The following is a 9,619-nucleotide window of genomic DNA, read 5'->3' as shown; positions in this document are numbered from 1 at the left end:
GTCGCCTCCACTTCGCGCACGTGCTGGGCGATCCAGTTCTGGAACGTGTCACGGTCCCGGCTGATCTCGTCCCAGGCAACGTAGAAGGCGTTGTCCCGCACCGAGTAGCCGTGCGCGTACGAGGGATGGGCCCCACCGGGCACGTGGGCCACGGCGGTGACCGCCCAGCCGGGCAGGACGACCTGGCCGGCCACCGGGGTCAACTCGTCGACGATCTCCTCGACGGTGACCAGTGACCGGCGGGCGGCCAGCACCGCCTCCTTCTGCACGCCGGTGATGCCCCACATCTGCACGTTGCCGGCGCGGTCGGCACGCTGGGCGTGCACCACTGTCACGTCTGGGTTGAGTGCGGCGACCGCGGTCAGCGTCTCCCCGGTGAACGGGCAGTCGATGCCGCGGATGTTGGTGGTGTGCCGGGGCAGGTCGGTGCCGGTGTAGCCGCGCAGCACGGCGAAGGGCAGGCCGGAGGCGCCGGCGACGTAGCGGTTGGCCATCCCGGCGTGGCTGTGTTCCTCCAGCTCCAGCGGGACTGGCCAGGCGTTCTGCACCGCGTCGCGGAAGCGGTGCAGCGATCCCACGCCGGGGTTGCCGCCCCAGGAGAAGACCAGGCGGCGGGCGCAGCCGGCACCGATGAGCTGGTCGTAGATGACGTCGGGCGTCATCCGCACCAGGGTCAGGTCGCGCCGCCCCTGCCGGATGATCTCGTGGCCGGCGGCGAACGGGATCAGGTGGGTGAACCCCTCCAGCGCCACCGTGTCTCCGTCACCGACCAGCTCCGCGATGCCGTCGTGCAGCGAGACGAGCTTCGCCATGGCCCTCCCTGCCTCCTGTGTCGAACCCCGCCGAGATTTGTTCGGCATGCGGACCGACGTACTCTTATCGAACGTAATCCGCATCGGCGGCGTTCGTCAACGCGTGCCGGCCGGCCGGATCGGGCACGGCCCGCTCATCGCAGAAATGTTTGCGGTGATCCGTTGACGCGAGTCGAGTCCCGTGCAAATGTCCTAGATGAGAACGCCTGTTCGGCAAGCGAACAGGCGTGGGGCGTGGCCGGCCCCTTCGGCTGCCGACGGACCGCGCGCAGGGAAGGCGCGGTCGGACCCACCCCGCCGGGCCGCAGCCCGGCTGTCCCATCCCTGCGGCGCAAGGAGGATCGAGATGCCCCTGCTCGACACCGACGCCTGGCACGGCCGGCTCTACAGCGACGGCTGGGTGCGGCCAGCCGGCGGCACCGCCGCCGTTCGTGCCCCCGCCACCGGCGAGGAGATCGGCCAGATCGGCGTGGCGGACGTCGATGACGTCGCCCGCGCCTGTGCCCGAGCCGCCGCCGCGCAGCGGGCCTGGGCGGCCACCAGCTACACCGAACGCGCCGCCGTGCTCCGCCGGGCCGGCGCGTTGTGGGAGCAGCACGCCGCCGAGGTCGGCGACTGGGTGGTCCGCGAGTCCGGGTCGATCCCACCGAAGGGCGTGCTGGAGACCAGCACCGCCGCGCAGGAGTGCTACGAGGCCGCGACGCTGCCCTCGCAGTCGCTCGGTGAGATCATCCCGAGCGCTCAGCCGCGACTGAGTCTGGCCCGCCGGCTGCCGGTCGGCGTGGTGGGCGTGATCTCGCCGTTCAACGCTCCGCTGATCCTGGCCATTCGCTCGGTGGCCCCGGCGCTGGCGTTGGGCAACGCGGTGGTGCTCAAGCCGGATCTGCGTACGGCCGTCTGCGGCGGACTGGCCATCGCCCGGGTCTTCGAGGAGGCCGGGCTGCCCGAGGGCCTGCTGCACGTGCTGCCGGGCGGAATCGCCACCGGCGAGGCGCTGGTCGCCGACCCGCGCGTACGGGTGATCAGCTTCACCGGTTCGTCCGCCGCCGGCCGCAAGGTCGGCGAGGCCGCTGCCCGGCACCTCAAGCGGGCGCACCTCGAACTGGGCGGCAACTCCGCGCTGGTGGTGCTCGACGACGCGGACCTGGACCTCGCCGTCTCGGCCGGCGCGTGGGGCTCCTTCCTGCATCAGGGGCAGATCTGCATGACCACCGGCCGGCACCTGGTGCACGAGAGCCTCGCCGAGCGGTACGTCACCGAGCTGGCCGCCAAGGCCGATCATCTGCCGGTCGGCGACCCCGCCAAGGAGCAGGTGGCGCTCGGGCCGGTCATCGACGAGGCGCAGCGCGACAAGATTCATTCGCTGGTCACGTCGAGCGTGGACGCGGGTGCCCGGCTGGCCGCCGGTGGCAGCTTCGACGGGCTGTTCTACCGGCCGACCGTGCTCGCCGACGTCACCCCGAGCACCCCGGCGTACGCGCAGGAGGTGTTCGGCCCGGTAGCTCCGGTGCTCAGCTTCTCCGACCTGGACGAGGCGGCGGCACTGGCCGGCGCCAGCGAGTACGGTCTGTCGCTCGGCATCCTCAGCCGCGACGTGATGAAGGCGATGGCGCTGGCCGAGCGCATCCCCAGCGGCATCGTGCACATCAACGACCAGACCGTCAGCGACGAGGCGGTGGCGCCGTTCGGCGGTGTGGGCGCCTCCGGTACCGGTTCCCGCTTCGGCGGGGCGGCGGCGAACATCGAGGCGTTCACCGAGACCCAGTGGCTCACAATGCAGGGCGACATCACCCGCTACCCGTTCTAGGTCAGCAGGAACCAAGGAGGCATGGATGCGTACCCAGGTCGGCATCATCGGAGCGGGACCGGCCGGTCTCATGCTGTCGCACCTGCTGCACCGTCACGGCATCGACTCGGTGGTGATCGAGAGCCGCAGCCGGGAGTACGTGGAGCACCGGTTGCGCGCGGGCGTGCTCGAACAGGGCTCGGTCGACCTGCTGCGGGAGACCGGCCTGGGGGCGCGCCTGGACCGGGAGGGGATGCGGCACGAGGGAATCGAGCTGCGCTTCGACGGCGAGTCGCACCGGGTGCCGATGACCGAGCTGACCGGCCGGGCGATCACCGTGTACGGGCAGCAGGAGGTGGTCAAGGACCTGATCGCCGCCCGGCTGGCGGCGGGCGGGAAGATCCTGTTCGAGGCGCCGGCCGAACGCCTCTCCGGGCTGGACGCCGCCCCGGTGATCCACTTCCGCGATCAGGGCCGGGCCGAGGAACTGCACTGTGACTTCGTGGTCGGCTGCGACGGCTACCACGGGGTGAGTCGCCCGACCGTGCCGGACGGGGTGCTGACCACCTACGAGCGGGTCTACCCGTTCGCCTGGCTGGGCGTGCTCGCCGCCGCCCCACCCGCGGTGGACGAGTTGATCTACGCCCACCACGAGCGGGGCTTCGCCCTCTACAGCATGCGATCGCCGGAGATCTCCCGGCTCTACCTCCAGGTGCCCGCCGACGAGGACATCGCCGACTGGCCGGACGAGCGGATCTGGGCCGAGCTACGTACCCGGCTGGAGACGGTGCCGAACTGGACGCTCAACGAGGGCCCGGTGCTGGAGAAGTCGATCACTCCGCTGCGCAGCCTGGTGGTCGAGCCGATGCAGTGGCAGCGGCTGTACCTGGCCGGCGACGCGGTGCACATCGTGCCGCCGACCGGGGCCAAGGGCATGAACCTGGCGCTGGCCGATGTCGCCCTGCTCGGCGACGCCTTCGCGGCCTGGTACGCCGACGGCAGCGCCGACCTGCTCGACGGCTACTCCGCCACGGCGCTGCGGCGGGTATGGCGGGCCCAGCAGTTCTCCTGGTGGATGACCTCGATGCTGCACCGACTCAACGCCGACGACCCGTACGAGGCGAAGATTCAGTCGTCGACCCTGCGCTACGTGACGACCTCCCAGGCGTACGCGACCAGCCTGGCGGAGAACTACGTCGGGCTGCCGCAGGTGTGAGCCGCTCGGCGGATCACCGCAGGGCGCCGAAGAACGTGCGCAGGTCGGCGACGAAGACCTCCGGCTGCTCCAGGGCGAAGAAGTGCCCGCCGGTGTCGTACTCGGCCCAGTGGACGACGTGGTGGTCACGTTCGGCCAGCCGCCGGATGGTGACGTCGCGGGAGCGGGACACCAGGACCCCGGTGGGTACGGTGGGCCGCTCCGGCGTGCCCCACCCGCCCGCCTCCGCCCCGAGCGCCTACCTGGCAAGGACGCTGTCCACCGGTCCGTTCGCGCTGCGGGCGAGCGAGCGTCACCATGCACGCGCCGGCCGCCGTGGTCGCCGAGCGGGTCTGGCCCGGCATGGGCAGCGTCGAGCCGGTCGACGAGCCGTCGTGCCCACCACCCACAAGTGAGCCGGGAGACACAGATCTTGGACAGTTTCCGTTAGCAGCTAACGGAAACTGTCCAAGATTGCCACGAACTCCCCGCGGGGCGTCAGTGGCGGGCGACAGGGCGCGGCGGACCGTGTCGGCGGCCTGCTCCGGGTGGACGCGGCCCAGTCAGGAGGAGAAACGCAGCAGCCGGGTGCCGGCCGTCCACCCGTCGTTCTGTCGCCGCATGTCCGCCGCCCACTGGCGGGTATGCATGTCGATCTCCGGTTCAGGCATGGCGCGCGGCGACGTTTGAGGGTAGAAACATCTCGGCGAGAGAGCGCTCTCACGCCCCTTGTGGCCTCCCACGTCGTCGGAACGGACACCGCACCGTGCCCGACCGGAAGGACGAACGTATGCCGACCCCACCACACCACCGGCGACTCGGTCGGGCACTGGCCTTCGGGCTGGCGCTGACCACCGCCGCAGTCGCCACGAACACGCCGGTCAGCGCCGGTCCGCCGCGACCGGCCAACCCGACCTTCGGGCCGAACGTCACGATCTTCGACCCGAGCATGCCGGTCAGCCAGATCCAGGCGACCCTCGACGCGGCCCACGCCGCGCAGGTCGACAACGAGATGGGCACCACCCGGCACGCCTACCTGTTCCGCCCGGGCCAGTACGGCAGCGCCGACCAGCCACTGCAGATCAAGGTGGGCTACTACACCGAGATCTCCGGGCTGGGCGCCTCCCCCACCGACGTGGTCATCAACGGCAAGATCGAGGCGTACAACCGCTGTCTCACCGAGGGCGGCACCGGCAACTGCATCGCACTCGTCAACTTCTGGCGTACGCTGAGCAATTTGTCCCTGCGCATCAACGCCGCCGGCCAGGACGACTGCCGTGCCACGGCGAACTTCTGGGCGGTGTCCCAGGCGGTGTCGATGCGCCGGCTCGACATCAGCGGCGGCGGACTGTCGCTGATGGACTACTGCACCAACGGGCCGCAGTACGCCAGCGGCGGTTTCATCGCCGACTCCCGGCTGCCGGCCACCACCAACGGCTCCCAGCAGCAGTGGCTGACCCGCAACAGCGAGGTCGAGAGCTGGTCCAACGCCGTGTGGAACCAGGTCTTCGCCGGAGTGGTCGGCGCGCCCGACGACGCCGGTTTCCCCGACCCGCCGTACACCACCCTCGACACCACGCCGCTGAGCCGGGAGAAGCCGTACCTCTTCGTCGACGCCAAGGGGAAGTACCAGGTCCGGGTACCGGCGGTGCGTCGTGACACGCGTGGCATCACCTGGGGTACCCGGATGACGCCGGGCCGGACCATCCCGATCAGCGACTTCTTCGTCGCCCGACCCACGGACCCGGTGCAGGTCATCAATCGTGAACTCGCCCGGGGCAGGCACCTGCTGCTCACCCCCGGGGTGTACGACGTGGCCCGCAGCATCGAGGTCCGCCGGCCCGACACGATCGTGCTCGGCATCGGGCACGCCACGCTGACCGCGGTCAACGGCGCCGTGCCGCTCGACGTCGCCGGGGTCCCCGGCGTGGTCGTCGCCGGAGTCACCGTGGACGCGGGTCTGAAGGAGTCGCCGGTGCTGCTGCGGGTCGGCCAACGCAAGGGCCGCAATCACAGCACCCCGCAGAACCCGATCACCCTGTCCGACGTGTACTTCCGGGTCGGTGGCCCGCACATCGGCAAGACGGACACCGCGCTGGAGGTCAATAGCGACCACGTCCTGATCGACCACACCTGGGTGTGGCGGGGCGACCACGGTGTCGAGGGCTTCACCGAGGGCGTCAACGGCGACACCGACCGCTGGCGTACCAACACCGGTCGCTACGGCGTCATCGTCAACGGCGACCACGTCACCGCCACCGGCCTCTTCGTCGAGCACTTCCAGCGCTACAACACGGTGTGGAACGGTGAGCACGGCAGGACGATCCTCTACCAGAACGAGCTGCCGTACGATCCGCCCACCCAGGCGGACTGGCGCAACGGCACGGTCAACGGGTGGGCCGGCTACAAGGTCGGTGACCGGGTCCGCCACCACACCCTGCACGGGGGCGGGGTGTACGTGTTCAACCAGAACAACCCCTCGATCCGCACCGAGAACGGCTTCGAGGTGCCGGTACGGCCCGGCGTCCGGCTGCACCACATCATGACGGTGAACCTCAGCGCCGGCACCATCGACCACGTGGTCAACGGCGTGGGCGAGGCCGCCGACATGGATCGGGTAGGCGCTCCGGTCTACCTCACTGAGTACCCGTAGAAACGGAAGGAAAGGGCACCTTCCCATCCACGACGCGGAGGAAGGTGCCCTTTCTGACACCTCAGTGCACGACCGGGCTACGGCGCTCCAACAGGATGACGTCGCGCCAACGGCCGTGGTGCCGACCCATCCGCTCGCGGGTGCCGACGACCCGGAATCCGGCCCGCCGATGCAGGGCGAGGCTGGCGGTGTTCTCGGGGAACACGGCAGCCTGGATCGTCCAGATGCCGGCCGCGTCGGTCGAGTCGATGAGCGCGTCGAGGAGCAGCCGCGCCACCCCTCGGCCCCGGGCGGCCGGGTCCACGTAGACGGAGTGTTCCACCACCCCGGCGTAGACCTCCCGGTAGGAGGTCGGTGTCACGGCGATCCAGCCGACAAGTGTCCCGTCCCGGTCCACCGCCACCAGCCGGTGCGCCGGCAACCGACCCGCGTCGAACGCTGCCCAGGACGGCGCGACGGCATCGAAACTGGCATTCCCGGCGTCCAACCCGGCCTGGTAGATCGCCAGTACCCGGTCGGCGTCGTCCGCCGTCATCGGACGCAGTCGCACCTGGGCCGCCGGCTCGTTTCGGATCACGGGCGAATCGTAGGCGAGCCGACGCCTGGCCACCGCCCTACTGCCCCCGCCGGTACCGCTCGCCGTGGCAGCCCAGCCGACGCGAACGGATCCGCCGGGCCGGACGCACAGCGGCGGCGGGTGGGCCCGGCACGGATGACTCGCCCTCCCCCTCGGCCACGTCCACGACTGTGTCGAAAGTGGTGGTGAAGCGCTGCCGCAGGGACGGCGGCAGCGGTGCCCGACTGACGCAGCGACGCAGCCGGGGCAGGGCTCGGCGGCCCCGGGCCGCATCGAGCAGGGCCGCGTACATCGCCGACGTGCCGTGGAAGACGGTGACCTCCTCCCGGAGCATGAGGTCGAGCGCCGCCGGGCCGGTGAAGCGGCTCAGCAGCACCAGGGTCGCCCCGGCCCGGAAGGTGCCGGTCAGCGCGACGGACTGGCCGAACCGGCCGCCCAGCGGCAGACAGCCGAGCACCACGTCGCCGCCGTCCAGATCCGACTCGGGCCGCTCGGCCGGGTCGAGGACCGGGTCCGCGAACGCGGCGAGGTGGCCGGGGACGTCGCTGAGGTCCTCCAACCGGGGCACCTCGGACGGGCCCCGGGCCGGGCCGACGGTGAGCAGCGGCACCCCGGCCCGGGCGCTGACCCGCCGCCCGGCGGCCAACTGCGAGGTGTGACAGACGAGCAGCCGCGCGTCGCGGGCCAGGTGGACGGCCTGCACACCGACCGGCACGGCGACCGCCCCGGCGGCGAGGGCGCCGTAGTAGACCCGGGGGAAGTCCACCACGTTCGGCGCGAGCAGGGCCACCGTGTCGCCGTCGCGCACCCCCGCGGCGCGCAGCCCGGTGCCGTAGCAGCGGGCCTCCAACCAGAGTTCGGCGTACGTGACGCGTGCCCGCCCGTCGACGACGGCGACGGTGTCGGCGTGCCGATGGGCGGACCCGGCCAGCACGGTCGCCGGGGAGAGCGCGGTCATCGCGGCGGGTCCACGTACAGCCGGCTCACCGTCTCGGCCACGCAGACCGGCTTGCCGCCGCCGTCGCCGTCCACGGTCACCGTGGCGACCAGTTGCGCCCCGCCCTCGAACGGGCTCACCTGGTCGATGGTGGCCACGACCCGCACCGAGGTGCCGACGCGTACCGGCGCGGGGAAGCGGACCCGGTTGAGACCGTAGTTGACTCCCATCCGCACCCCGTCCACCCGGTACAGGCGACCGACCAGGGCCGGCAGCAGGGCGAGCGTCAGGTAGCCGTGGGCGATGGTGCCGCCGTACGGACCGGCCGCCGCCCGTTCCTGGTCGAGGTGGATCCACTGGTGGTCGTCGGTGGCGTCGGCGAACAGGTCGACCCGGCGCTGGTCGATGGGGAACCACGGGCCCGGGCCGAGTCGCTCGCCGACCGCGCCGGCCAGTTCGTCGAGGTTGGCGAAGACTCTCATGCCAGGTGTCCTCCGAGCTTCGTGTAACCGCGCAGCAGGTCGCGGGAGATGATCAGTCGCTGCATCTCGTCGGTGCCCTCGAAGATCCGGTAGAGCCGTACCTGCCGGTACCAGCGTTCGATCGGCAGTTCGCGGGTGTAGCCCATGCCGCCGTGGATCTGCATGACCCGATCGACCACCCGGTTGACCATGCCGGCGCCGTAGAGCTTCGCCATCGAGGAGGCGTGTCTCGGGTCCAGACCGGCGTCGACCGTCCAGGCGGCCCGCAGGATGAGCCAGCGGGCGGCCTCCAGCTCGGTCTCCGAGTCGGCGATCATCCACTGGATGGCCTGGTTGGTGCCGATCTTGGCCCCGAAGGTCTCCCGGCTGTTGGCGTGATCGATGGCCATCCGCAGCGCACGTTCGGCGATACCGACGGCGTGCGAGGGGATGGTGTAGCGCCCCTTGCCGATCCACTGCATGGCGAGGGTGAAGCCCTGGCCCACCTCGCCGAGGATGTTGCGGTGCGGGACCCGTACGTCGTCGAAGATCAGTGAGGCGGGCCCGCCCTCACCCATGGTGGGAATGAACTCCGACCGCCAGCCCATCTCCCGGTCCACCAGGAACGCGGTCGCTCCGCCGTCGCGGGCGCCCCGTTCGGGGTCGGTCACCGCGATGACGATGGCGAAGTCGGCCTCGTTGCCGCCGGTGATGAAGGTCTTCTCGCCGTTGAGGATCCAGTCGTCGCCGTCGCGGCGGGCGCGGAACCGGATGTTGGCGGCGTCGGAGCCGGCGCCCGGCTCGGTGATGGCGAAGCACGAGAACCGCTCCCCCTCGATGGTTGGCAGCAGGAACTCCTTGCGTTGCTCGTCGGTGGCGTGAAAGAGGATGTTGTCGGCCTCGCCACCGAAGCGGAACGGCACGAAGCTGCGGCCGATCTCGGTCCAGATCAGTGACTGCACGACGGCGGGCAGGTCCATGCCGCCGTACTCCGTTGGCGTGGCCAGCCCCCAGAAGCCGAACTTGCGGGCCTTGAGCTGCAACTCACGCAGTTCGGATCGTTCCAGGCCGGGCTGGTGGGCCCGCTCGCGACGCAGTAGCTCCTGCTCCAGCGGCATGACCTCCCGGGTGATGAAGTCGCGGGCGGTGTCGCGGATGGCCCGTTCCTCGTCGGACAGCCCGAAGTCCATGTGTTCGG

General features: G+C 71.0%; 9 protein-coding genes. 3 read left to right on the top strand and 6 right to left on the bottom strand.

Annotated features, from left to right (window positions below):
• Positions 1-812, bottom strand: an 812-nt coding sequence (locus Vlu01_RS06735) for a CoA transferase subunit A (RefSeq protein WP_203995543.1), incomplete at its 3' end; no start/stop codon positions are given.
• Between the two features lie 346 nt (positions 813-1,158).
• Between Vlu01_RS06735 and Vlu01_RS06730 the strand changes: the two genes are divergently transcribed.
• Both Vlu01_RS06730 and Vlu01_RS06725 read left to right on the top strand, forming a co-directional pair.
• Positions 1,159-2,619 (top strand): benzaldehyde dehydrogenase, encoded by a 1,461-nt coding sequence (locus tag Vlu01_RS06730; RefSeq protein WP_203995541.1) that lies wholly within the window; start codon positions 1,159-1,161, stop codon positions 2,617-2,619.
• A gap of 25 nt (positions 2,620-2,644) precedes the next feature.
• Entirely contained in the window at positions 2,645-3,814 is a 1,170-nt protein-coding gene (locus Vlu01_RS06725; protein ID WP_203995539.1) for a 4-hydroxybenzoate 3-monooxygenase, read from the top strand.
• Positions 3,815-3,827: 13 nt separating this feature from the next.
• Here Vlu01_RS06725 and Vlu01_RS06720 read toward each other — a convergent pair whose 3' ends face one another.
• Positions 3,828-3,986 (bottom strand): hypothetical protein, encoded by a 159-nt coding sequence (locus Vlu01_RS06720; RefSeq protein WP_203995537.1) that lies wholly within the window; start codon positions 3,984-3,986, stop codon positions 3,828-3,830.
• A gap of 597 nt (positions 3,987-4,583) precedes the next feature.
• On the opposite strand from Vlu01_RS06720, the gene Vlu01_RS06715 reads away from it, so the two are divergent.
• Complete coding sequence (locus Vlu01_RS06715; protein WP_203995535.1) at positions 4,584-6,446, top strand: pectate lyase-like domain-containing protein; 1,863 nt, start codon at positions 4,584-4,586, stop codon at positions 6,444-6,446.
• A 61-nt stretch (positions 6,447-6,507) separates the two neighbouring features.
• On the opposite strand, the gene Vlu01_RS06710 is transcribed toward Vlu01_RS06715, so the two are convergent.
• The 4 genes from Vlu01_RS06710 to Vlu01_RS06695 are packed head-to-tail and all read right to left on the bottom strand — an operon-like array spanning position 6,508 to position 9,611.
• Positions 6,508-7,020, bottom strand: coding sequence for a GNAT family N-acetyltransferase (locus Vlu01_RS06710; RefSeq protein WP_275409263.1), 513 nt, complete (start codon positions 7,018-7,020; stop codon positions 6,508-6,510).
• A 40-nt stretch (positions 7,021-7,060) separates the two neighbouring features.
• A complete protein-coding gene (locus Vlu01_RS06705; protein WP_203995533.1) occupies positions 7,061-7,981 on the bottom strand; it encodes an AMP-binding protein in 921 nt (306 codons plus the stop codon).
• Positions 7,978-8,442, bottom strand: a complete 465-nt coding sequence (locus tag Vlu01_RS06700; protein ID WP_203995532.1) for a MaoC family dehydratase — start codon at positions 8,440-8,442, stop codon at positions 7,978-7,980. Before Vlu01_RS06700 ends, Vlu01_RS06705 begins: the two co-directional genes overlap by 4 nt.
• Complete coding sequence (locus Vlu01_RS06695) at positions 8,439-9,611, bottom strand: acyl-CoA dehydrogenase family protein (protein ID WP_203995531.1); 1,173 nt, start codon at positions 9,609-9,611, stop codon at positions 8,439-8,441. The genes Vlu01_RS06700 and Vlu01_RS06695 overlap by 4 nt, the downstream gene beginning before the upstream one ends.
• Positions 9,612-9,619: the final 8 nt, after the last annotated feature.

This window comes from Micromonospora lutea (genome assembly GCF_016863535.1).
Taxonomy (GTDB): Bacteria; Actinomycetota; Actinomycetes; order Mycobacteriales; family Micromonosporaceae; genus Micromonospora; species Micromonospora lutea.
Note: the sequence above shows the minus strand (reverse complement) of the source record. Positions and strands in the feature narration are given on the sequence as shown.

Coding starts and splice junctions, on each gene's coding strand:
- Vlu01_RS06730 (WP_203995541.1), top strand. CDS start 1,159: ATGCCCCTGCTCGACACCGACGCCTGGCACGGCCGGCTCTACAGCGAC.
- Vlu01_RS06695 (WP_203995531.1), bottom strand. CDS start 9,611: ATGGACTTCGGGCTGTCCGACGAGGAACGGGCCATCCGCGACACCGCC.
- Vlu01_RS06725 (WP_203995539.1), top strand. CDS start 2,645: ATGCGTACCCAGGTCGGCATCATCGGAGCGGGACCGGCCGGTCTCATG.
- Vlu01_RS06715 (WP_203995535.1), top strand. CDS start 4,584: ATGCCGACCCCACCACACCACCGGCGACTCGGTCGGGCACTGGCCTTC.
- Vlu01_RS06705 (WP_203995533.1), bottom strand. CDS start 7,981: ATGACCGCGCTCTCCCCGGCGACCGTGCTGGCCGGGTCCGCCCATCGG.
- Vlu01_RS06700 (WP_203995532.1), bottom strand. CDS start 8,442: ATGAGAGTCTTCGCCAACCTCGACGAACTGGCCGGCGCGGTCGGCGAG.